Here is a 23,017-nt window from a genome sequence, read left to right on the forward strand (position 1 = left end):
CAATTAAACTACTTAATAAAGGAGGACTTAAATGACAGACACATCCTATTTTCCAGTTAGAGGGGTCATTGAAGGTTTTTATGGTTTGTTTTACACGGCTCCCGAACGGAATAATTTAATCTCTTTTATTGCAGAGAATGACTTTAATCTATACATTTATGGACCTAAAAATGACCGCCAGCATCGTGCCCGCTGGCGGGAGCCATATCCCGATTTCATTATGGAACAATTTGCAGAAACGGTGAAACATTCGATGAACCATGGAGTAGAATTCTGCTACTCGCTCGGATCTGGTGTTTCAATCAATTATGCATCCGAAGAAGATTTCCACTTGATTACCACGAAGTATAAAGCATTTTATGATATTGGAGTCAGGCATTTTATGATTATGCTCGATGACATTGCTGCTGAATTTCATCATGAAGAAGAACAGCGAATGTTTAACAGTTATGCTGGGGCACATATACATATCGCGAACAGATTGCTATTTTGGTTAAAATCGCTGGATCAATCATGTAAATTATCACTTTGTCCTACTGATTATCACGGGAAGGCACCATTTAGTGACTATATTCATGAACTTGGAAAAGAACTAGACCAAGAGATTGATATCTTTTATACAGGTCCAGAGATTTGTTCTGAAACTATATCCGAACAAGCTGCTGCTGAATTTGCAGCAGCAGTACAAAGAAAACCGATTATTTGGGATAACTATCCTGTAAATGACTTAGCGATGACAAATGAGATGCATATCGGTCCAATTACCGGACGTGACGGCAGACTTCCGCATGTGTGTAAAGGGTTTATCGTCAATACAATGAGTCAGGCTGAGGCTTCAAAAATAGCTTTGCTAACCTTTGCGGATTATTTTAAAAATCCAGCTTGCTATGAACCCTGGTCATCGTGGGAAAAGGCATTGAAAACAATCGCTGGTAATGAAAACTATGAAGCTATCAAACTCTTCGCTGAGAATTCATTGTTCTCTTGTCTTGGTTATCCGGAAGCACCAATATTGGAACAGTTAGTTCAAAAAGCACTTTCTAGCCTTCACTTAGGTGAAACTGCATCCGTTAGCAAAGATGTCCAAAAGCTGTTTGACTACTTGGATTCACTTGATGAAGCCGGATACCATCTTAAATACAGAATGTCTAATTATGCCCTGCGTAATAATCTGGTTCAATGGATTGAACTGATGGAAAGCATGGCATGGGCAGGGAGAAGGGCCATTACGGTTTTAAGGGCTTTGGAAAACAACGAAGATATTACTGCTCCTCTCAATTGGCTTAAGGAGTCGGCCGGTGAAATACGGAATCATCCGAAAAGATATGCAGGAAGCATACTACTCCCATTAATTGAGTTTGTTGAGACGAAAGTAGATAAGAAAAAAAGCAATATCTTTAATTAAAGACAATAATGGGAGTTGTATAGAGAGATGAAAAAAATCTCAACAAATCTTTTCCTATATGAAGATACATGTAATGTCTACGTGATCAAGACCGGAAAAAAAGCGGTCTTAATTGACTTTGGGGATGGGAATGTTCTTCAACACCTGGGTTCAATCGGAGTTGACAACGTGTCAGATATTCTTATAACCCATCATCACCGGGACCAAGTTCAGGGATTGCATAGTGCAGTCCAGGAAGGGATACGCATTTGGGTGCCTCATACAGAACAAGACCTATTTCATCATATCGATGAACATTGGAAGGCTCGAGCGATCACAAATAACTACAATATGCGGCAGGATCGCTTTTCCCTTCTGCAATCAGTGCCTGTTTATGGCTCGTTAAAAGATTATTCCTCACATGTGATTAACGGGATAGCTTTTACGATTATTCCTACTCCAGGACATACCGTTGGTTCGATTACTGTCATAGCAGAAATAGAGGGGAAGAGAACCGCATTTACTGGTGATTTAATTTATGGACCTGGCAAAGTTTGGTCCTTGTCTGCTACCCAATGGACGTATAACGGTGGAGAGGGGATTGCATTAAGTGTTCTTTCCCTTTTGGATATAAAAGACCGAACCCCCGACCTGCTTTTGCCATCACATGGGCAATTAATGGAGCACCCTTCAGTTGCAATTGACCTCCTTATTGGGCGACTTGTGAAATTAATGAATCAAAGAAATCATAACCCAAGGTTACTCAAATTGAGGGAAAACCCCTATGAAGAAATTACACCGCATTTGTTATTTAACAAAACAAGCATGTCCAATGCATACGTCATCCTATCAAAAAGCGGCAAAGCCCTGTTTATTGATTTTGGCTACGATTTTATAGGAGGGATTGCAGCTGGAAGTGACAGAGCTTCAAGGAGGCCTTGGTTATACACACTTTCGAAGTTAAAAGAACAATATGGGGTGGAAAAGATTGATGTAGTCATCCCGACTCATTACCATGATGACCATGTGGCAGGTCTTAACTTATTGAGGGATATCGAGGGAACGGAAATTTGGTGCCCTGAAAACTTTTCCCATGTCCTCGAAAATCCTGAAAAGTTTAACTTACCATGTTTGTGGTATGATCCAATCCCAGTGAATCGACAGCTGCCGTTAAAACAAAAAATTAAGTGGGAAGAGTACGAATTCACACTTTATGAGCAGCCAGGTCATACTTTATATGCAGCTGTTATTGAATTTATCATTGATGGAAAACGAGTTCTTGCAATCGGAGACCAATATCAAGGGGAGGATGGACAATTCAATTATGTGTATCAAAACCAATTTAGAATTTGGGATTACATAGATAGTGCCAAGCTTTATAGAGAATTACAACCAGATCTTCTCATTTCAGGGCATTGGGAGCCAATAGTGGTTACTGAGGAATTTCTTCAACTAATTGAAGAAAAAGGGAAGGTGCTTGAACAACTTCATCGTGACCTTTTGCCATTAGATGAACTGGATTTAGGGGCAGATGGATTTGGAGCCATTATTCATCCATACCAGACGATGGTTCAGACAGGTGATACTTTTTCGGTAACGGTCGAAATAAAGAATCCGTTTTATGAAGAAAAAGAGGTATTAGCAAAGATGATCACACCAACCAACTGGCAGGTCGATAATAGTGATTTCAAAGCGAAATTAACAAGCATGGAAACCATACAATTTACGGCATCCATGACAGTTCCAATAGAAACCCAAGGCTATAGAGAACGAATAGCCGTTGATCTAACCATAGGGGAACATCATTTTGGGCAGCATGCTGAAGCACTGGTTACAATTAATAATCTGCCTGCTGAAGGAGGAGACCATTAATGACAGAAAAAACGATTGCTGAAAAAGAAAAACAACTGCCAAAAACAAAAGTGAAGACTTTACATATGATTGGAAATGCTCATCTGGATCCAGTTTGGCTTTGGCAATGGCAGGAAGGGTTTCAGGAGACAAAAGCAACATTCCGTTCGGCCCTTGACAGAATGAAGGAGTACCCGGAATTTGTGTTTACAAATAGTTCCGCTGCAAACTATGAATGGATTGAAAACAACGAACCGCAAATGTTTGAAGAAATCAAACAGCGCATTAAAGAAGGACGCTGGGAAATTGTTGGAGGCTGGTGGGTTCAGCCTGATTGCAATATACCAAGCGGAGAATCCTTTGTCCGCCAGGGATTGTATGGGCAGCGTTATTTCGAAGAAAAATTCGGGGTGACGGCAAAAGTTGGCTATAATGTGGACAGCTTTGGACATCATGGAATGCTTCCGCAAATTTTAAAGAAGAGCGGCATGGATTATTATATTTTCATGCGTCCAAGTCCGCAGGAAAAAGGACTGCCTGGAAGGTTATTCTGGTGGGAATCAGATGATGGATCACGTGTTTTATCCTACCGTATTCCATTTGAATATTGCACATGGGGCAAGGAACTCAAGAAACATATACGCCGAAATGCAGATGAATTAAAAGCACCATTTAATGATTTAATGACCTTTTACGGTGTAGGCAACCATGGCGGCGGGCCGACAAAAGAAAATATCGAAAGCATTAAACAATTAAATGAAGACCCATCATACCCGAATCTTGTATTCAGCACACCTAATAAATTTTTTGATGAGCTCATGAATAAGAATCTTCCGTTCCCGGTAGTTCATGATGACCTTCAGCACCATGCGAGTGGATGCTATTCCGTTCATTCTGGAATAAAAAAATGGAACCGAGAAGCAGAAAATGCACTGATCAAAGCAGAAAAATTTTCGTCTCTGGCGAACTGGCTCACAGGTCAAAATTATCCATCTTCTGAATACGGACTGGCGTGGAAAAATGTATTGTTCAATCAATTCCATGACATATTAGCAGGAACTAGTTTAGAGGCTGCATATGATGATGCACGAGATATGCATGGGGAAGCGATGTCAATCGCCAAAAGAGGAGTAAACTATGCGATTCAATCGTTATCGTGGAGAATTAATATAGAAGAAGAAAAAGGAATGAAGCCTCTTGTGATCTTTAATCCTCATTCATGGAACAGCAAGGTGAATGTTGAACAGGAAGTAGGCGGATTAAAGTCAAGCGATATTTTAGTAGATGAAGAGGGTAATCAAATTGCGATGCAGACGGTTCAATCCCAGGCTACAGCCGGAGGACGTTCACGGGTTAGTTTCATTGCCGACCTTCCTTCAATGGGATACAGGGTTTATAAAATTGTCAGCCGTCATGAAGGTAAAGAATTCCCATCGCTCCCAGCAAGTGAAGCATTCTTAGAAAATGCTCATTTCAGGGTTGAAATCGATTCACATACCGGCTTTGTAACGAGTTTATTTGATAAACAAAAGAACCTTGAGCTACTAAGCGGACCAGCAGCAAGACCAGTCGTCATCCACGATAAGAGTGACACCTGGTCCCACAATGTCCTTCGATTTAATGAAAAAGCAGGTGCATTTAAAGCAACAAGTGTAAAACTAGTGGAACAGGGGCCTGTAAAATCTGTGATTCGCGTGGTCAGTGAATATGGGAAATCTATTTTGGCCCAAGACTTTACAATGTACCAGGAGCTTGGCCAGATTGATGTTCATTGCACAATAAACTGGCAGGAACAATTTAAAGCACTAAAACTGAAGTTTCCAGTCAATCTGATTTTTAGAAAATCAACCTATGAAATTCCGTATGGACATATTGTAAGAGAGGGGAATGGGGAAGAAGAACCGGGTCAAAATTGGATTGATATCTCTGGAACCCATCCTTCAACAGGGGAAAGTTACGGCTTAAGCCTATTAAATGACGGGAAATACAGCTTTGATATACATAACAAGGAAATGAGTGTGACCGTTCTGCGCAGCCCTATCTATGCACACCATGACCCAATCGTTCCGGAGGAAAACCAATCCTATTCATTTATTGATCAGGGAATTCAAAGATTTACCTACTCACTTTTGCCTCATACAGGGAATTGGGAAACAGCGGGTACGGTAAAACGAGCGGCTGAGTTAAACCAAAAACCTATTTCGATTATTGAGAGCTATCATAAAGGATCACTGCCACAAAAAGATTCCTTTTTGTCTGTAGATGTGGAAAATGTCATTGTCAGTGTGATCAAGCAAGCGGAGGATAATGAAGACCTCATTCTGCGGGTTTATGAAACCTCCAATGAAGCTACAGTTGCCGTCATAAGTCTTCCTAAGTGGGGCCGGACAATCACTTCGGAGTTTAAGCCATCAGAAATAAAGACATTCCGTATTCCTAAAGATCCATCCAAACCAATAGTTGAAAACAATTTACTGGAATGGGAAGATTAAGAAAAAGAGTAATTATTTGAGCAAGAAGGGGTATTTCAAAATGATTGTGGCAGAGCGCAGGAAGGTTATTAAAGAACTATTGATAAAGAATAAAAGTGTAAAAGTTTCTGATCTAGTCGAATTATTGCATGTATCCGAGGAAACGATTAGACGGGACCTCACCCAGCTGGGAAAAGAAGGAATTGCAGAGAAAAACTATGGGGGAGCCATCCTGATTGAAGAAGAACAGTATCAGAATCATTCCCTGATTCCTCCAGTTAATAAACGAAAACTACAATATTCACATGAAAAAGATTCGATTGGGAAAGCAGCTGCTCAATTAATAAAGGAAGGGCAAATTGTTATTTTTGATGCAGGGTCAACCAACTGGTATGTGGGAAAAAACTTACCGGAAAATAGTCATTTAACGATTATTACTAATGCCATGGATGTAGCAGAAGAATGCAGCAAAGATGAAACTGCCTCGATTTACTTATTAGGCGGGAAACTAAGACGAAATTCAATGAGTCTGGTTGGTCCACAGGCAGAAATTGAATTACAAAATTACAATGCCGATTATGTATTCTTAGGAACATCAGGGATTTCACTGCGCCAGGGTTTTACAAGTTCTGATTTGTATGAAGCAGAAATTAAACGGGCAATGGTTTCCTCAGGACAAAAAATTGTAGTAGTAGCTGACCATAGTAAACTTCAAAGGGCAGGGTTAACCTCTTTTTGTAATTTTAATGAAATAGATATATTTATTACTAGTGAACTCGCCGATAAAGATATCCTTAAGGAAATTGAAAAAAAGGGCGTTGAAGTGATTGTTGTACCGGTATCAGAAGTGATAAATGAAATATAAAGCTTAAAAGTGAGGAGATCCCATGGTTAATGTTGCTTTGTTAAGTAAATGGCATGTCCATGCAGACGATTACGCACGTCAAGCCAATCAAAATGAACACATTCAAATTAAGGTCGTTTGGGATGAAAATGTGGAACGTGGTCAAGAATGGGCGAAACAACTTACTGTACCTTTTGAACCAGACTTAAAGGAAGTTTTGGCTGACCCAGAAATTGATGCCGTTATTGTAGATACACCGACAAACCTCCATAAAGAGATTATTATTCTGGCAGCTGAATATAAAAAGCACATTTTTACTGAAAAAATACTCGCTTTTACAGTAGAGGAATGTAATGAAATCTATGAAGCAGTGAATCAGAATCAGGTAAAGCTGATGGTTTCGCTGCCTCGGCTAACTGAGAATTATTATTTATATGCAGAACAAGTTCTAAATGAAGGGCTATTAGGGAAACTAACGTCTATTCGATGCCGGCTTGCACATAATGGTGCGGTTCCTTTAGAGGGGAATCCAAACGGCTGGCTGCCTAAGCACTTTTTTAATAAAGAGGAGTGCGGTGGAGGTGCATTTATTGACCTTGGTGCCCATCCGATTTATTTAACGAACCGCCTGGCAGGACCAGTAAAAGCTGTGATAGCTCGCTTACAGCCACAATCGGAAAATGAAGTTGATGTTAATTCAGTGGCGATTATCGAGTATGAAAACGGAGCGTTAGGAACAATTGAAACAGGGTTTCTTTCTAGTGGAAGCCCTTTCCAGCTAGAATTGTATGGAACAGAAGGAGCATTATTAATAGAAGATGATAAAATCCGCTTAAAATCTAAACAACTGGGTGAGGGGTGGCATACACCTGATACTTTGCCAACCGCACTGCCTTTGCCAATGGAACAATGGATAAGCTCCATTATTGAAGGAAAAATTCCATCCATTACAGAGAAGGATGTGCAGGGATTAACATTGATCAATCAAGCCGCAATCCTATCACAAACACAAGGTCGAAGAGTAGAAAAAGATGAAATATTGACTGTGAAAAAATAGGAATAAATTAGGGGGAAATCCAATGAAAAAATTAAGAGTGGGCATTATTGGTGCTGGTGGTATTGCAACGGGTGCCCATATTCCAAACTATTTAAAATGCGGGGAAAAGGTAGAGATTGTTGCAATTTGTGATGTTGTGAAAGAAATGGCTGACAAGGCGGCATTAGAATTTAATATTCCACATGTTTTTTCAAGCTATGAAGAAATGTTTCAAAGCGTTCAAATAGATGCGGTAAGTATTTGTACACCAAATAAATACCATTATCCTGCAACAATGGCTGCATTATCTGAAGGTTGTCACGTTTTATGCGAGAAGCCGCCGGCTATGACAGCAAAAGAAGCTGAGGAAATGGCCATCGCCGCTGAAAAGGCTGGAAAAATCTTAACTTATGGGTTCCACTTCCGCCATGCTCCACATGTAGAAGTGTTAAAGCGCTTTATTGATGGAGGAGAACTAGGGGAAATATATGCTGCACGTGTGACGGCTATGAGACGCCGGGGAATTCCAGGCTGGGGTGTGTTTACAAATAAAGAACTTCAGGGCGGGGGACCTTTAATTGATATCGGGGTTCACATGTTGGATACCGCTTTATATTTGATGGGTTATCCTGAGCCGGATACTGTTTTTGGTGTGACGTATCAGAAGCTTGGCAACAAAAAAGGAGTAGGTCTCATGGGAACATGGGATTGGGAAAACTTCTCAGTGGAAGACATGGCACGTGGCATGATCACGTTTAAAAATGGGGCGTCAATTTTATTAGAGACTGCTTTTGCTGCGAATGTGGAAAAGCATGATGTGATGAATGTTTCCTTAATGGGGGATAAAGGGGGAGCAGATGTGTTTCCACTGAAAATCTATCAAGAAAAGCATGATACTTTAATAGATATTACCCCTTCTCATTTGCCTAAGAGAGACTGGCACGAACTTGAACTTGAGAGATTTGTAGATTCGTGTTTAGAAGGAACAAAAACGATAAGTACAGGTATACAAGGTGTCTACCTTCAGAAAATCATTAATGGACTGTATGAGTCAGCAGAAAAGGGCGAAGCAATTAAATTAAGTGAAGATGTAACTGTATAAATAGTCCAATCAAAGAACAGCGGTTAAAGAAATTTAACCGCTGCTTTAAAAAAAGGGGTTGTTTGTTAAATGAGTAAAATAGGCTTACAGTTATTTTCTGTTTGGAAAGATGCAGAAAAAGACTTTTTGGGAACGTTCCAAAAAGTAGCTGATCTTGGATATGAAGGTATTCAATTTGCAGGCTTTTATAATACTCCAGCCAAAAAAGTTAAACAGCTATTAGATGAACATGAAATGGCGTCTGCCGGTGCACATGTAGGGATTCACCAACTATTACAACCAGGATTAGAAAATATTTTTGACTATCATCAAACCATTGGAAATAACTTAATTATTTGCCCGGCTATTCCAAAGGAAATGCGCGAGACCGCTGATGATTATAAGAGAACAGCAGAATCATTAAACAAAATTGGGGAAGCATGCAAAAAAGCGGGCTTCATTTTTGGTTATCATAACCATGACTTTGAATTTGAGAAATTTGGAGATAGAACGGGTCTTGAATTGCTATTTGGTAACACAGAGCCTGATTTGGTAAAAATGGAACTAGATTGCTATTGGGCTAGTTTCGCAGAATATGACCCGATAGAAATTATTCGAAAGTATAGAGATAGAGTCGTGTCACTCCATATCAAAGACATGAAAATTGTAAACGGTAAGAAGGCCGGCACAGAAGTTGGCAGGGGTATCTTTGATTATGCCTCTATTATTAAAGCAGCGAATGAATATGGTGTGGAGTGGTTCACAGTTGAGCAGGAAGAATTTGAAGGTGATCCTTATGAAAGTCTTGCGATAAATGTAGACACTCTTAAACATTTACTGGCGGAGGCTGCGATAAAATGACATCACTAACTCCCCGCTCGGAATATCCAAGACCAGATTTCACAAGAAATGAATGGCTCAATCTTAACGGACCATGGAACTTTGATTTTGATGATCATAATCGTGGTTTAAGAGAAGAATGGTATTTAAATCACCATTTTTCTAATAAAATTATCGTTCCATATGCATTTCAATCAAAATTAAGCGGTATTGAAACGAAAGAATTCCATGATGTTGTTTGGTATGAACGGTGCTTTACCATTCCTGAAGAATGGCAGGAAAAAAAGATCCATCTTCATTTTGGAGCGGTTGATTACCGGGCAACAGTCTGGATTAATGGAAGATTTGTTTGTGCCCATGAAGGCGGGCATACATCGTTTTATGCCGATATTACTGACGCTCTAATTAGCGGAGAAAATAGAGTAGTTGTAAGGGCAGAGGATAGTTCCACTGATTTGGAACAGCCGCGGGGGAAACAATATTGGGAAGTCGATTCTGGCGGAATCTTTTACACAAGAACAACAGGTATTTGGCAGACAGTTTGGCTTGAGCCGGTAAGTCCATCCTACCTTGACCGTGTGAAACTTACTCCGAATATTGATACAGGTGAAGTTTCGATAGAATATATTGTCCAAAATAGGAAGAGCAAACAAGAACTTGAAATCGAAATTACATCCCATGGCCAAATTGTTGTCAATGATAAGGTCCAAGTTCATTTGGTTCAACGGAAAAACAAGCACATAGTTTCTCTTGTGGATTTTGCAAACGGCGAAGGTAAGTTATGGAGTCCAGAAACTCCACATCTTTATCATGTAGAATTCCGTCTCAAAGAAGATGATGTACTTTTAGATAAAGTGCAAAGCTACATCGGGATGAGAAAAATATCTATACAGGATGGAAAAATTGAGCTCAATAATAAGCCATATTATATGAAACTTGTCCTTGATCAAGGGTATTATCCTGAAGGCCTGCTAACAGCCCCAACAGATGAAGATATAAAAAGAGACATCGTATTAACGAAGGAAATGGGCTTTAATGGGGTCAGAAAGCATCAAAAGGTTGAGGAACCGCGGTACTTATACTGGGCAGATCAATTAGGACTGCTGGTTTGGGGGGAAATGGCCAATAGTCATACCTTTACAGACAGGTCAGTAAAACGTTTGGCCTCGGAATGGCAAGAAGCTATTGAACGGGATTATAACCATCCGTCTATCGTTGCCTGGGTGCCGTTAAATGAGAGCTGGGGAGTACCGCGACTAAAAAGGGATCCGCGCCAAGCCCATCATTTAGTCAGCATGTATTCCTTAACAAAATCGATCGATTCCTCCCGTTTAGTGATTTCAAATGATGGCTGGGAGCATACCATTTCAGATATCCTGACCATTCATGACTATGAAGGGGAAAAGGAAGTTCTAACAGAACGTTATTCAGCATTGGAGAATGTCTTAAAGTATACTCCAGCGGATCGTTCTTTATATGTAAACGGCTTTCAATATCATAATGAGCCTATTATGATAACGGAGTTTGGCGGAATCGCCTATCAGAAAAGCGACTGGCAGGGGTGGGGTTATACCGCAGCATCAAATGCTGATGATTTTATTAGACGGTACTATCATGTGGTCTCGGCATTGTTGGAGTCTCCACTAGTCCAAGGTTTTTGTTATACCCAATTCACAGACATCGAGCAAGAAATCAATGGACTATTAACCTATGACCGACAGGCTAAAGTTGATCTCAATATCATTCGTAATATAAATGAGGGTAGGAAGCTGACCTTTGCTGAATAACGATGACAGGAGTGTTTTGTTTGTATTTTACAATTGAAAAAATCGAGAAATATTTAGGAGAATTGAAGGGTTATATTTACAAAGAAACAAAAGCAATTCCGGTTTTTCAATATAAAGAGTGGGAATTTGGTGAAGAGGATAAATATGCCTACAAAACAGATTTTGATGACAAAAACTGGGGGAATTTTCAAATTGGAGATTCCTGGGGCGGCTATGATAAATCTGCTTGGTTTCGTACTACCGTCTCTATACCTGAAGAATGGAAGAATGAACGAATAGTCATCCACTTATTAGTCGGCCCTCGTGACGGCGGCGGGTCAACAGCTGAGTCATTATTATATGTGAATGGTATTCCATTACAAGGCATTGATGTATGGCACGAAGAAGCATGGCTGCCGCCAGAGCTTCTGCAAAACAATCAAATTCAAATTGCTATTAAAGCCTGGAGCGGGGTGTTAAATCCACCTGACCGCCGAAGATTTAAAACAGCAAAGCTCGCCTGTGTCGATGCAGCAACAGAAAAATACTATTATTTAGCGCACACTCTCGTAAATACGGTGAAAGTTTTGGATGAACATGACTTAAGAAGAACAAAAATGCTTCAATTATTAAATCAATCGATGTTAAAGGTTGATTTCTTAAAGCCTGGCACCGATTTCTTCTATCAATCGATTAAGGAAGCATATGAATTTCTAAAATCAAAGGTCGATCAATTAGGGGAATTGAATGAATTAAAGCCATTAGTCACAGCACTTGGCCATTCACATATTGACATGGCATGGTTATGGCGTTTAGTTCATTCGCGTGAAAAAGCTTCGCGGACATTTTCAACGGTATTACATTTAATGCGCCAATATCCTAATTACAGATACATCCATACTTCTCCGCAATTATACAAATATTTGAAAGAAGACTACCCTGAAATTTATGCGAAAGTCAAAGAGAAAATAGCCGCCAGTGAATGGGAAATAACAGGTGGTATGTGGATCGAGCCCGACACAAATGTACCAAATGGAGAGTCCTTAATCCGTCAAATTCAGTTTGGGAAACGGTTTATGAAAGAAGAGTTTGGGGTTGATACAAGGGTCGTTTGGCTTCCGGATGTGTTTGGATACTCATGGGCATTACCGCAAATCATGAAAAAGAGTGGAATTGACAGCTTCATGACGACAAAAATTAGCTGGAGTCAATATAATCGATTCCCATTTGATACGTTTAATTGGCGCGGCATCGATGGAACAGAAATGTTTACTCACTTTATTACCACACCTGAAGAGGGGGCAAAGCAGTATACGTATAATGGCATGGTCGAACCGGCCAGCGTGAAAGGGATTTGGGATGCCTACCAGCAAAAGGAAGTAAACGATGAGCTATTACTTGCCTTTGGCTGGGGGGATGGCGGCGGCGGACCAACAAAAGAAATGATCGAAGCAGCCGAGGCTATGAAAAATCTGCCGGGTCTTCCAAGAGTTCAAATGGATACAGCTGAACCCTATTTCAAAAGGTTAAGAGACCGTGTGAAGGATCAAACAATACCAGTTTGGGATGGGGAATTATATCTAGAGTATCACCGGGGGACCTATACATCGCAAGCGTCATTAAAACGGGCTAACCGAAAAGCGGAGTTTACCTATCACAATGCGGAATGGTTAAGTGTCCTTGCTGATCAATTAACTCATCAGTCAAATTATCCACATACAGCATTAAATGAAGGCTGGGAGATGTTGCTTCTTAATCAATTCCATGACATATTGCCAGGTTCATCCATTCGTCAAGTGAATGAGGATGCGCGGAAGGATTATGCTATTGTCCAAAATATTGGGGAAAAGGTTCTTAATGAAGCCAAAAGTTCGATTGAACAAAACATTCAAATAGAGCAGGACGGCATAGTGGTTTACAATTCTCTTTCTTATCAACGTGATGGGTTCATTGAATTGCCAGTGTCACGATTCTTTACAGAAGAAACCACCATCGTTGATGAAGCAGGAAATGCACTCCCAGCACAAGTAATCCAAGAGGCGAATACACAAAAGGTGTTAATTCATGCGAATAACGTACCAGCACTAGGATATAAAACCTTTAAATTAAGCAAGGGTTCCATTTTACAGTCTGGAATTGTGGTGAAGAAGGATTATATTGAAAATGATTTTTATCAGATTCGTTTTAATGAGAAAGGCCAGATTATTTCCTTATTTGATAAACGCGCAGCCAGAGAAGTTCTTGCTGAAGGTGCAAGGGGGAACATCCTACAAACATTTGAAGATAAACCGATGAATTTTGATGCTTGGGATATTGATCTTTATTACCAAGAAAAAATGCGCGAGGTTGATAATTTAGCGGCAGTTGAGGTTCATGAAGAAGGTCCTGTTCGCGGAAGCTTAAAATTCATTTGGAAATTCTATGATTCTACTATTACACAATATATAAGTGTTTATAAAAATTCTCCTAGAATTGATTTCCGCACGGTGGTGGATTGGCAGGAAAAACAGACCTTATTAAAAGCAGCGTTCCCAGTTAATATTCGTTCAACCAAAGCAACCTATGATATTCAGTTTGGGAATATAGAACGCCCTACTCATTGGAACACCAGCTGGGACCATGCCCGGTTTGAAGTGGTCGGACATAAATGGGTGGACCTTTCCGAAGGGAATTTCGGGGTGAGTTTATTAAATGACTGTAAATATGGTCACGATGTTAAAGAAAATGTTTTACGGTTAACATTAATCAAATCTGCGATCAGCCCTGATGAGACAGCGGACCGTGGCATTCATGAATTTACATATAGCTTAGTACCGCATACAGGGGATTGGCGCGAAGGAAATATTGTGAAAGAAGCGTATAACCTAAATGTTCCGTTATTAGCAGGTGAACTTAAAGCGAATCAGACTGGGAGCTTACCAGCAACACATCAATTTGTAGAAATTTACAATGACCATGTTCTCCTGGAAACCGTCAAAAAAGCGGAGGATGATGAAGCAATCATTGTACGTTTCTATGAATATAAGCAATATAGGAATCAAACAAATGTCTCCTTTGCAAAAACAATTAAAAAAGCTGTGGAATGCAACTTAATTGAAGAAGAAGAAAAGGAAGCAGAATATCAGAATCAGACCCTTTCTTTCTCTGTCTCTCCATATGAAATTAAGACATTTAAAATCTGGTTCTAACTTAAAATGAAAGTCAAAATAGAAATGGAGACAACGATGGTAGAATTAAGATTACTAAAATCGGAATTCGAGTACGCACAAGCGATTCAATTAGCGGATAGAGTCTTCCGGGATGAGGATCATATCTCAATGGGGGAGGCCTTCCCCCTAGTATTTTCACCTGAACTAAATCAATCATATGGAGTATTCATTAATAATGAACTAGTCTCCTTTATTGGGCTAGTGCCTTCAGTGATTCATCTAGATGCTGCTGAGATTCAGGCCTATTTAATAGGTGCCGTTTGTACCCATCCAGGCTATCGTAAAAAAGGCTTTGCCAGCATGCTTTTAGATAAGGTGTTTACACATGTTCAGAGGGCGGATGCTTCCATTTTATTTGTATCAGGCAGTTTACCAATATATATAAAAGCTGGCTGTTCCTTTTACGGTAAATTAAATAAATATGAAATAAATAAGGGAGATTTACAAGTAAGGGGTGACTTCTTAATAAGAGAATTATCCCCATTTGATTGGTTTTATTTACGGAAATTAGGTCAATCTCGACCTGTTTATTTTGAACAAAGTATAAATGATTTTTCTATCCTGAATAAGGCGGCTGGCTTTGCCAGTATCCTTAAGATGGAACACAAGATTTTGGCTGCTGAATCTGAAAATGAATTAAAGGGTTTTATCGTTTTTGGTGTTCCAAATTCATCATCAAAATCTGGAGAGCAGCCAGCACGGGTGATTGAATGGGGAGGGGAGCCGGAAGCGGTTAAAGCTATTTTAGCTCAAGCCTTCGGGAAAGGAATAAGTTCATTGAAATTTTCCATTCCTGCATACGAAAAAGAGCTTAATAGACTCCTAGACACGATTGAGAAAACTGCAGCACCATTTCCAGGCACTAGTAAAATTATGGACCTAGATTTGTTATTAAAACAAATACAACCTTTCCTTCATGGAAAAATCAAAATAATAAATCATGATATGAGAAGCAAAGAACTAATATTTAACCAGAAGTCAGTAGTCTTAGATAATGTTTCGTTAGAAAAATTAATCCTTCAAGGCGATCCAAATCTTGACGCTTATTTAAACGATATTTTTCCCATACCGCTTCCATTCCCTGAAGGCTTAAACTATGTATAAGGGGCTATGAAATTATGAGTACTATATTAATCCGTAATGTTCGTTGCGTAAACGAACCTGAACTTAATCGTAAATCCCTGCTTATTCGTAATGGTAAAATTGAATCGATCCATAATGATGAAGAATCCTTAGTTCGTAAGGCTGATTCTGTCATTGATGGAAATGAGCAATTGCTGATCCCTGGCATGATTGATGTACATATACATGGGGCGGATGGTTTTGATATGATGGACGGCAACATCGGTAGTGTGGAAGCCGTTTCCAGAGCCTGCGCTCGAACAGGCTGTACGTCTTTCTTAGCAACATCCGTATCGTCTTCATTACATGACCTGCTTAAAATGATAAGAAATGTAAAAGAGGCGGCCGGGAGAGAACCCGGCGCCGGGATCGTTGGCCTCCATATAGAAGGACCCTATTTAAATGTGAAGCGTAAAGGAATGCAAAATGAGCTATATTTAAGGCATCCTGAATTGGATGAAATGAAAATCATTTTAGAGGCATCTGGTTCATTGCTGCGAATGGTGACCCTAGCTCCGGAACTGCCGGGCGGTCTTGAAATGATCCGTTTTTTAAAGAAGCAAGGAATCATTGCGTCGATTGCTCATTCTGACGCAACCTATGAAGAAGCAAAAGCTGCATTTCAAATTGGTGCCAGCCATGTAACTCATTGCTTTAATGGAATGCGGCCTATTCATCATCGTGACCCAGGGGCGGTCATCGCTGCTTTTGAGGATAGTGCTGTTAGTGTACAAGCTATTGTTGATGATGTGCACCTCCACCCAGCCATTGTAAGGTTAATGTATCGGGAAAAAGGCCCAGATCATATGGTGCTCATTACAGATGCTCTTCAGGCTATGGGGATGGGGGATGGAACCTACTTATTCGGAGGGCATGAGGTGAAGGTGAGTCACGGAGTTGCTACATTAAGTGACGGTACACTTGCATCAAGTACTGTCACAATGAATCAAGCAGTAGAGAAAGCAGTTCGATCGGGAATCCCTTTAAAAGATGCTGTTACAATGGCAACAAAGACACCTGCAGATATTTTGGGATTGTCCAATAAAGGCAGGATTGACCCAGGGGCAGATGCGGACTTAGTCCTTATGAATGACCAATTCGAAGTGTTGTGGACTGTTGTGAATGGAAAAATGGTCTATAGACGAAATTAGAGAAACTTTCACGATGAACAGGCATGAATCCACTTAGCTGGATTCATGCCTATTATTTAGGAAATAAAACCACGTAAATAGTCTATCGAACGTTGAACATCCTCACCCATCGTCCGGCGCGGCTGAATACTGTCGGGATGCCATAGTTCGAGTGCCAGCCAACCGTTATAGTGAATGGAATCTGCAGAAGTCATAAGCGAAGAGAAGTCAATATCTCCTTCAAGCAAGTCTTCGGATGGCAGGTTCCCATGTTGATTACGTAAATGAAAAGCATAAATCCTTTCTGGATAGGTGTTGACCCACTCAATCGGATTGCATCCAGAAACAAAAGCCCAGCCAGTATCAACGCAAAGTCCTACACTCATATCTGCATATTGGACGACCGATCGCAGGTCACCTGATGCATTGTGATTGTCAGCAGCATGATTATGCAAGCAAACCCTTAGCCCCAACGGGGAAACAAGTTCAGAAATACGGGATAAGTTTTCACCTTGCTGTTTAAAATGGTCCTACGACTTGGCAATAACATTTTTCCAATTGATAGGGTCAGCATTTAGTAACAAATCAGAACCTTCAGCTGCTGCTAAACGTTCGGCGATTGGCAAAACAGACCGCTCCACATCAAGAGTGTTAAATGGTACATGTAATGGGAGGCCAATATAGGAGGCTGAGACTGCCAAACCATAGGAACGTGCTAATTTAAGTTTTTCTGTATCAGCATCAATTTCAACAGCATCTAGTCCTGCTTCAGCACAAGCACGGAAAAGTTCATCCCATTCAGGTGTCTTTCCATCTCTTTTCCAACGCTCAGCCCAGCCATACATATTTGATGAAAATCCTCGAATGTTCAAATAATTACCCCCTTCTGAATTAAATTAATCGTTTGTTTTTCACTCATTCTCGCGGCATTATATAGGGAGGTAATACAGTGGAAATTATTCAGAACCTGCTGATTGACGTTTGCGTGTGAGTCAAGTCCTCTCACTTTTCGATAAAAGTGAAGAAGAGGGTTTTCAAAAATAGTGAACTCACTTCGAGGTCCGGTTTCAACTTGTTCTTCAACAATTTTTCCCTGCTTATCGTATCGTCTGAAGACAGGCTGTCGTGAATCGAATGGCGTCCAGCGAACTGAGCCTAATGTCCCTTCGATTTCCGCCCGTACGTATTCCTCACCATGAGCACATGAGGCTCGTTCATAATGAACATGGACAGGATGATTATCGGAGATGTATGTCATAGATGCTCCAACATGTGTTTCCACATCAAATGGTGTATCAGAGGGGTCAATTTCTGTTATGGGTTTGGCCGTCCAAGCGGAGTTTACCTCAATAACGTCCGGATGGAGTATGTCATTCAAGGTGGCAAAGTCATAAGGTCCCCAATCCATTAGAACACCTCCGCCGCTTTGGGTTGAATCAAGAAACCAGCGGCTTACAGGCTGGTATTCAATTCCGGAACGGCTTCGTTCCCATTTGTTTACAAATGTAACATGATAAATATCTCCGAGACAGCCGGAGCGAATGATATTTTTGACTGCTTCCATGTGAGGCATTCCCTTAAAGCGTACGCTGCAGCAGCCTAGTAACCGATCATGCTTTTCTGCAAGCTCCACCATCTCTTCGGCTTGTGATAGATTCATAGCAAGAGGTTTTTCACAAAGGACATGGCGGCCAGACTTGAGTGCCAACTTTGCTGGATCTAAATGCGCCAATGGAGGGGTGCAGATGATTACGATATCATCATTTTCGGCCGCTTCAGAGTTAAGCATTTCTTCCATGTTTGTAAAACCAATTGCATCAGGGAACTGATCACAGAAAGCAGCCAGCGCGATAGGATTTGTATCAGCCACTCTCAATTTAACCGGTTCGGAAAGTTTCTTTGCCGTTTCTGCATGTGTACGACCGATGACACCCGCGCCTATAATATATAATCTCAAAACAATCACCTCAGTTAGAATTAATGGTTCCACTCTAACATAATCAAAAAATTAGATTCTCCTCCAATTAGGATAAAAACTAATCAAATTGTACAGAGGAAAATTTGTTAAAATAGTATAGGGGTGAAAAATGTACGTTGAACATTTACAATTACAACGCTCGTTTGCATTTTGCCGAGTCTGGGGGTCAGATGAAGAGCATGATTTACATATTCATGATTGTTTAGAAATTGGGGTTGTGCTTAAAAATGAGTTGAAATATCAGTTTAATGATCATACTTACATTGGCAGGCCAGGAGACGTGTTCTTGTGCCGTCCTTTCGAGCCTCATTGGAGTTTTTCTAAACCTGATCAACCGTTCGAATGTATTCTAGTTCTGTTCACACCCTCTTCCGTCCATAAAATTCCAGATGGTAATCAGCTGATTAAGCCCTTCTACACCACGAAAGGTGTTCAGCCCTTAATACCTGCTAACACGAATTTTGCAAAAACAATAAGTAAAGCAGCGACTTTAGCTGTGGAAGCTCAGGAACAGGGGAAGGAAGCCTGGGTGACTCATCAATTCATGCATTTGATTGATATTTTGTTACAGGTGAATCAGTATGTAAAAGAATCTCAATCTACGGACGTTCACAAACTGCCGCCTTCTGGAATTGTTGAAGCCGTGGGGTACATGCTTGATCATTATCATCTGCCTCTTGATATTGAAAAACTATCATCGCAGGTAGGATTAGGGAGAACCATGTTTTTTAAAGAGTTCCGCCAGTTGACAGGCCTGACTCCCAATGAGTTTCTCAATCGGCTTCGGATACAGAGTGCAAGCGATTTACTTCGGACCACAAATAAAAGTATGATTGATCTCGCCTTTGCAAGCGGATTTCAGTCATTAAGTGCCTTTAACAAGCAATTTAAAAGATATACCGGCCAAGCTCCACGAGAGTATCGTAAGAAGTCTAATACATAAGAAAACCTTTTATTTGCATTATACAGATGGATAAGTAATAGTTATACTATCTAGGTAAAGTTTAAATTAAGAAGGAGATTAGCAATGGCAAATCAAAATAAAAATAAGAAAAAAGAAGCAAAATCATCATCTGCCTTTACTTTTTGGATGATTGGATTGGTTGCCGTTTTTATTTTAGGTTTCATTTTTTTAGGCAATCACTCTAAACAACAAGATAAATCCACATCCACAAAAATTAATTATAGCAATCAGCCATACATTGGTAAGGAATCAGCGCCTGTTTCAATTATTGAATTTGGTGATTATAAATGTCCTAATTGCAAAAACTTTGGCAAGGATGTTGTACCTATTATTCAGAAGGAACTAGTTGATACCGGTAAAGCAAAGTTTTATTTTATGAATGATTCGTTTATTAACGTTGATTCCGAACGATCAGCAAAATTTGCGGAATCCGTATTCGCGGAACTTGGCAATGATACGTTTTGGAAATTCCATGAGCTCCTTTACGAAAAACAGCCCGAAGATACCAAATATGAGAAAATGGACGTTTTTACAGAAGAATTTTTGACTAATACCTTAAAAGAAGTGGCTAGCGATAGCGATGTTGACAAGGTTGTAAAGAACTTTGATGCTAAGAAATCCAATGATGCTTGGCAAAAAGATATGGATTACGCTGAAAAATTAGGTGTTACAGGTACCCCAACCCTTTACGTTAATGGGGAAAAGTTTGAAGGACAAACCATTGATGATTTAAAAGACATGGTTGAAAAAGCTGCAAAGGGTGAATAAGCATGAATAAGTCCTTACTTCTTGCCTGGATAGCAGCCATCATTGCCACGCTAGGCAGTCTCTACTTTAGTGAGGTGATGCACTTCATACCATGTACGCTCTGTTGGTATCAAAGGATATTTATGTACCCGTTGGCGATCATCCTCGGAGTGGCAGTTTACCGGAATGACCAAGGTATCTATAAATACGCGCTTCCGTTGTCAATCATCGGTCTTCTAATCGCTGGATACCATACCTTATTACAGAAAATACCATATTTACAGCAATTTGAAATGTGTACAACCGGAGTGCCTTGTTCCAAGGATTATATTAACTGGCTTGGCTTTGTTACTATTCCGTTATTAGCTTTGATTGCATTTATGGTTATTACAATCTGCTTAATCATTATCTCTCGCAGCAAAGAGGAAAATAGGGATCAATAAAAAAGAGCGGTGAAACCAAAAGGTTTCCCGCTCTTTTCAGTTGTCAGCAAAGCATCAATTAGTACATAAAGGATGCGCCAACAATGATTAATAAAATAAACAACACAACAATTAAAGCGAAGCTGCTGTTATTTCCATGTCCCATAGTAATCACCTCCTCCATTGCTGAGTTATTACAATGTATGTCAGAAGGGAAGGAGCTGAAATGGACAAACGTTGACTACTAGAAAAGAAATTAATTTATTGAGAAAAAACGTTTGCAGAATTTTGATAAATAAATAATTTAATAGAACTTTTTATTGTAGTATAATTATATACAGTTATTTGGATTATTGGAAAAGGAAGTCATTTTTCTAAGGAGAGGTGTTAGGCTATGGCAAGAGTTTTAGTAGCAGGTGAGATCCCGCAAAATGGGTTAGAGATGTTGTTAGAACATCACGAGGTTGAAGTATTTTCAGGAGAGAAATTGATATCTGATACAGAATTAAAAGAGCGAATCAAAGATAAGGATGCTCTTCTCAGTTTATTATCTACCCCGGTAACAAAAGAGGTAATTGACCAAGCCCCTGACCTAAAAATCATAGCAAACTATGGAGCTGGATTTAATAATATTGACTTTGAATATGCGGCATCTAAAGGAGTCCCGGTTACCAATACGCCTATGGCGTCTACTGCTGCAACAGCAGACTTGACTATTGCCCTTTTACTTGCCTCAGCAAGGAGAGTAGCTGAAGGGGATGATGTCTGTCGGACAGTTGGTTTTAATGGGTGGGCCCCTCTTTATTTTCTAGGAAGAGAAGTAACTGGGAAAACTATCGGAATTATTGGATTTGGTCAAATTGGCCAAGCGGTTGCAAAAAGAGCAGCTGCCTTTGATATGAAGGTTCTATATACAGGTCCAAATCGAAAAAGCCAAGAAGTTGAACAAGCCCTAAACGCGACCTACGTATCTTTTGATGAGTTAGTAGCAGAATCAGATTTTATTACGATAAACTGTTCGTATAATCCAACATTAAAACACATGTTCAGTACAAATCAGTTTGAAATGATGAAATCAACTGCCTATTTAATTAACTGCGCCCGTGGCCCAATCGTTGACGAGGAGGCACTGGTCCAGGCCTTATCAGAGAAACAGATTGAGGGAGCAGGAATTGATGTATTTGAATTTGAACCTGAAATTAGTGACGGTTTGAAAAAGCTGAAAAACGTTGTATTAACTCCACATATCGGAAATGCTACTTATGAAGCACGCGATGCTATGGCGATTATGGCAGCCAGTAACATTGTAAAGGTGTTAAACGGAGAAGCACCTTTATACGTAATCAATGGAGTGACTAAGGAAACCATTCTCGTTTAGAAATGAATAAGATGCATGAAAAAAGACGGCAGATGCCGTCTTTTTTGGTGAGTATGGTGGATTGAACTGTGGGCTCTTAGTTAAAATTTAGATGGATCTGCCTAAGAAAGCCGTTAGCATCCATACATGTTTCTCAAGATCAGAATGTATCGCAAGCAGCATATCTCCTGTTGTTTCATCATGATTCTCATCGGCAAAGCTCATGCCTTCTTTCAATTCACCAATAATAATTGAGAAGTCTTTGATAATTGATTCAACCATTTCATCTGCAGATTCGTTACCGAACGCTTCTTTTATTGAAGAGATTTCAAGGTATTCTTTCATTGTAGCAGCGGGTTTTCCGCCGATTGCTAGCAAACGTTCGGCTAGTTCATCGACATGAATGCCAGCCTCATTATAAAACTCTTCAAATTTGACATGTAAGGTGAAAAATTGTCCACCTTTCACATACCAATGATAGTTATGTAACTTCGTATACAGTACAGACCAGTTTGCAATCTGTTTGTTAAGTACGTTTACTAATTGATTTTCCATAATAAATAGCCTCCTTTTTTAACTCTACTTATATTATTACCAAAGATGGAGGTCCAATCCTGTATGAATTTAAGGAATTTGTTGTCAATTTTGTGAAGAATCATTGGTTTTAAGTGTATTACGCTCTTTTTTATTGTTACAAGCCTGAAATAATTTGTAATAATTCGACCTATCCTTTCCATGCCGTCCATCTAATGGAATTTATATATTGATGGGGAATAATTCCTTTTAGTAGACAAATCCCTTCATGCTGGGCACTA

At 39.9% G+C, this 23,017-nt stretch carries 19 protein-coding genes and 1 pseudogene; 15 read left to right on the plus strand and 5 right to left on the minus strand.

What is annotated here, in order from left to right; all coding sequences use genetic code 11:
* Positions 1-31: 31 nt before the first annotated feature.
* From COJ96_RS10400 to nagA, 11 genes are all read left to right on the plus strand, one after another.
* Complete coding sequence (locus COJ96_RS10400; RefSeq protein ID WP_098572871.1) at positions 32-1,405, plus strand: beta-N-acetylglucosaminidase domain-containing protein; 1,374 nt, start codon at positions 32-34, stop codon at positions 1,403-1,405.
* Positions 1,406-1,432: 27 nt separating this feature from the next.
* Positions 1,433-3,256, plus strand: a complete 1,824-nt coding sequence (locus COJ96_RS10405) for an MBL fold metallo-hydrolase (protein ID WP_098572872.1) — start codon at positions 1,433-1,435, stop codon at positions 3,254-3,256.
* Positions 3,256-5,727 carry an alpha-mannosidase gene (locus COJ96_RS10410; RefSeq protein WP_098572873.1) on the plus strand — a complete coding sequence of 824 codons (2,472 nt, stop codon included), beginning with the start codon at positions 3,256-3,258 and terminating at the stop codon, positions 5,725-5,727. Before COJ96_RS10405 ends, COJ96_RS10410 begins: the two co-directional genes overlap by 1 nt.
* Before the next feature lie 40 nt (positions 5,728-5,767).
* Positions 5,768-6,571, plus strand: a complete 804-nt coding sequence (locus COJ96_RS10415) for a DeoR/GlpR family DNA-binding transcription regulator (protein WP_098572874.1) — start codon at positions 5,768-5,770, stop codon at positions 6,569-6,571.
* 22 nt (positions 6,572-6,593) lie between these two features.
* Positions 6,594-7,607: a Gfo/Idh/MocA family protein gene (locus tag COJ96_RS10420; RefSeq protein ID WP_098572875.1), complete on the plus strand. Its 1,014-nt coding sequence runs from the start codon at positions 6,594-6,596 to the stop codon at positions 7,605-7,607.
* A gap of 22 nt (positions 7,608-7,629) precedes the next feature.
* The gene (locus COJ96_RS10425; RefSeq protein WP_098572876.1) at positions 7,630-8,688 is read left to right on the plus strand and encodes a Gfo/Idh/MocA family protein; all 1,059 of its coding nucleotides are present in this window, start codon (positions 7,630-7,632) and stop codon (positions 8,686-8,688) included.
* Positions 8,689-8,757: 69 nt separating this feature from the next.
* On the plus strand, positions 8,758-9,528 hold the full coding sequence (locus tag COJ96_RS10430) for a sugar phosphate isomerase/epimerase family protein (protein WP_098572877.1): 771 nt from the start codon (positions 8,758-8,760) through the stop codon (positions 9,526-9,528).
* On the plus strand, positions 9,525-11,294 hold the full coding sequence (locus tag COJ96_RS10435) for a glycoside hydrolase family 2 protein (RefSeq protein ID WP_098572878.1): 1,770 nt from the start codon (positions 9,525-9,527) through the stop codon (positions 11,292-11,294). The genes COJ96_RS10430 and COJ96_RS10435 overlap by 4 nt, the downstream gene beginning before the upstream one ends.
* A 20-nt stretch (positions 11,295-11,314) precedes the next feature.
* Complete coding sequence (locus tag COJ96_RS10440) at positions 11,315-14,461, plus strand: alpha-mannosidase (protein WP_218936507.1); 3,147 nt, start codon at positions 11,315-11,317, stop codon at positions 14,459-14,461.
* A gap of 36 nt (positions 14,462-14,497) precedes the next feature.
* Entirely contained in the window at positions 14,498-15,586 is a 1,089-nt protein-coding gene (locus tag COJ96_RS10445) for a GNAT family N-acetyltransferase (RefSeq protein ID WP_180230050.1), read from the plus strand.
* A gap of 14 nt (positions 15,587-15,600) precedes the next feature.
* A complete protein-coding gene (nagA, locus tag COJ96_RS10450; RefSeq protein ID WP_098572881.1) occupies positions 15,601-16,755 on the plus strand; it encodes an N-acetylglucosamine-6-phosphate deacetylase in 1,155 nt (384 codons plus the stop codon).
* Between the two features lie 56 nt (positions 16,756-16,811).
* Here nagA and COJ96_RS10455 read toward each other — a convergent pair.
* The 3 genes and pseudogenes from COJ96_RS10455 to COJ96_RS10465 form a co-directional block, all read right to left on the minus strand.
* Positions 16,812-17,246: pseudogene (locus COJ96_RS10455) on the minus strand (sugar phosphate isomerase/epimerase family protein); the annotation flags it as partial.
* A gap of 18 nt (positions 17,247-17,264) precedes the next feature.
* Entirely contained in the window at positions 17,265-17,606 is a 342-nt protein-coding gene (locus tag COJ96_RS10460) for a PHP domain-containing protein (protein ID WP_098572883.1), read from the minus strand.
* Positions 17,603-18,691 (minus strand): Gfo/Idh/MocA family protein, encoded by a 1,089-nt coding sequence (locus COJ96_RS10465; protein ID WP_180230052.1) that lies wholly within the window; start codon positions 18,689-18,691, stop codon positions 17,603-17,605. The genes COJ96_RS10460 and COJ96_RS10465 overlap by 4 nt, the downstream gene beginning before the upstream one ends.
* A gap of 130 nt (positions 18,692-18,821) precedes the next feature.
* On the opposite strand from COJ96_RS10465, the gene COJ96_RS10470 reads away from it, so the two are divergent.
* From COJ96_RS10470 to COJ96_RS10480, 3 genes are all read left to right on the plus strand, one after another.
* Positions 18,822-19,655, plus strand: coding sequence for an AraC family transcriptional regulator (locus COJ96_RS10470; RefSeq protein ID WP_098572885.1), 834 nt, complete (start codon positions 18,822-18,824; stop codon positions 19,653-19,655).
* Positions 19,656-19,739: 84 nt separating this feature from the next.
* On the plus strand, positions 19,740-20,444 hold the full coding sequence (locus COJ96_RS10475; RefSeq protein WP_098572886.1) for a DsbA family protein: 705 nt from the start codon (positions 19,740-19,742) through the stop codon (positions 20,442-20,444).
* Positions 20,445-20,446: 2 nt separating this feature from the next.
* Positions 20,447-20,866 (plus strand): disulfide oxidoreductase, encoded by a 420-nt coding sequence (locus tag COJ96_RS10480; RefSeq protein WP_098572887.1) that lies wholly within the window; start codon positions 20,447-20,449, stop codon positions 20,864-20,866.
* Positions 20,867-20,924: 58 nt separating this feature from the next.
* Here the strand turns inward: COJ96_RS10480 and COJ96_RS10485 are convergent, their stop codons facing one another.
* On the minus strand, positions 20,925-21,029 hold the full coding sequence (locus COJ96_RS10485) for a YjcZ family sporulation protein (protein ID WP_098572888.1): 105 nt from the start codon (positions 21,027-21,029) through the stop codon (positions 20,925-20,927).
* 210 nt (positions 21,030-21,239) lie between these two features.
* Here COJ96_RS10485 and COJ96_RS10490 point away from each other — a divergent pair, with 210 nt between their 5' ends.
* A complete protein-coding gene (locus COJ96_RS10490) occupies positions 21,240-22,223 on the plus strand; it encodes a 2-hydroxyacid dehydrogenase family protein (RefSeq protein ID WP_098572889.1) in 984 nt (327 codons plus the stop codon).
* Positions 22,224-22,310: 87 nt separating this feature from the next.
* Here COJ96_RS10490 and COJ96_RS10495 read toward each other — a convergent pair whose 3' ends face one another.
* The gene (locus COJ96_RS10495; protein WP_098572890.1) at positions 22,311-22,757 is read right to left on the minus strand and encodes a Dps family protein; all 447 of its coding nucleotides are present in this window, start codon (positions 22,755-22,757) and stop codon (positions 22,311-22,313) included.
* Positions 22,758-23,017 lie beyond the last annotated feature (260 nt).

Origin of the sequence: Bacillus sp. AFS073361, from assembly GCF_002567005.1 — a bacterium.
Lineage (GTDB): Bacteria > Bacillota > Bacilli > Bacillales > Cytobacillaceae > Neobacillus.

What these genes read in the sequence shown, in the direction of transcription:
- COJ96_RS10400 (WP_098572871.1), top strand. Translation starts at nt 32, where the DNA reads ATGACAGACACATCCTATTTTCCAGTTAGAGGGGTCATTGAAGGTTTT.
- COJ96_RS10405 (WP_098572872.1), top strand. Translation starts at nt 1,433, where the DNA reads ATGAAAAAAATCTCAACAAATCTTTTCCTATATGAAGATACATGTAAT.
- COJ96_RS10410 (WP_098572873.1), top strand. Translation starts at nt 3,256, where the DNA reads ATGACAGAAAAAACGATTGCTGAAAAAGAAAAACAACTGCCAAAAACA.
- COJ96_RS10415 (WP_098572874.1), top strand. Translation starts at nt 5,768, where the DNA reads ATGATTGTGGCAGAGCGCAGGAAGGTTATTAAAGAACTATTGATAAAG.
- COJ96_RS10420 (WP_098572875.1), top strand. Translation starts at nt 6,594, where the DNA reads ATGGTTAATGTTGCTTTGTTAAGTAAATGGCATGTCCATGCAGACGAT.
- COJ96_RS10425 (WP_098572876.1), top strand. Translation starts at nt 7,630, where the DNA reads ATGAAAAAATTAAGAGTGGGCATTATTGGTGCTGGTGGTATTGCAACG.
- COJ96_RS10430 (WP_098572877.1), top strand. Translation starts at nt 8,758, where the DNA reads ATGAGTAAAATAGGCTTACAGTTATTTTCTGTTTGGAAAGATGCAGAA.
- COJ96_RS10435 (WP_098572878.1), top strand. Translation starts at nt 9,525, where the DNA reads ATGACATCACTAACTCCCCGCTCGGAATATCCAAGACCAGATTTCACA.
- COJ96_RS10445 (WP_180230050.1), top strand. Translation starts at nt 14,498, where the DNA reads ATGGTAGAATTAAGATTACTAAAATCGGAATTCGAGTACGCACAAGCG.
- nagA (WP_098572881.1), top strand. Translation starts at nt 15,601, where the DNA reads ATGAGTACTATATTAATCCGTAATGTTCGTTGCGTAAACGAACCTGAA.
- COJ96_RS10470 (WP_098572885.1), top strand. Translation starts at nt 18,822, where the DNA reads ATGTACGTTGAACATTTACAATTACAACGCTCGTTTGCATTTTGCCGA.
- COJ96_RS10475 (WP_098572886.1), top strand. Translation starts at nt 19,740, where the DNA reads ATGGCAAATCAAAATAAAAATAAGAAAAAAGAAGCAAAATCATCATCT.
- COJ96_RS10480 (WP_098572887.1), top strand. Translation starts at nt 20,447, where the DNA reads ATGAATAAGTCCTTACTTCTTGCCTGGATAGCAGCCATCATTGCCACG.
- COJ96_RS10485 (WP_098572888.1), bottom strand. Translation starts at nt 21,029, where the DNA reads ATGGAGGAGGTGATTACTATGGGACATGGAAATAACAGCAGCTTCGCT.
- COJ96_RS10490 (WP_098572889.1), top strand. Translation starts at nt 21,240, where the DNA reads ATGGCAAGAGTTTTAGTAGCAGGTGAGATCCCGCAAAATGGGTTAGAG.
- COJ96_RS10495 (WP_098572890.1), bottom strand. Translation starts at nt 22,757, where the DNA reads ATGGAAAATCAATTAGTAAACGTACTTAACAAACAGATTGCAAACTGG.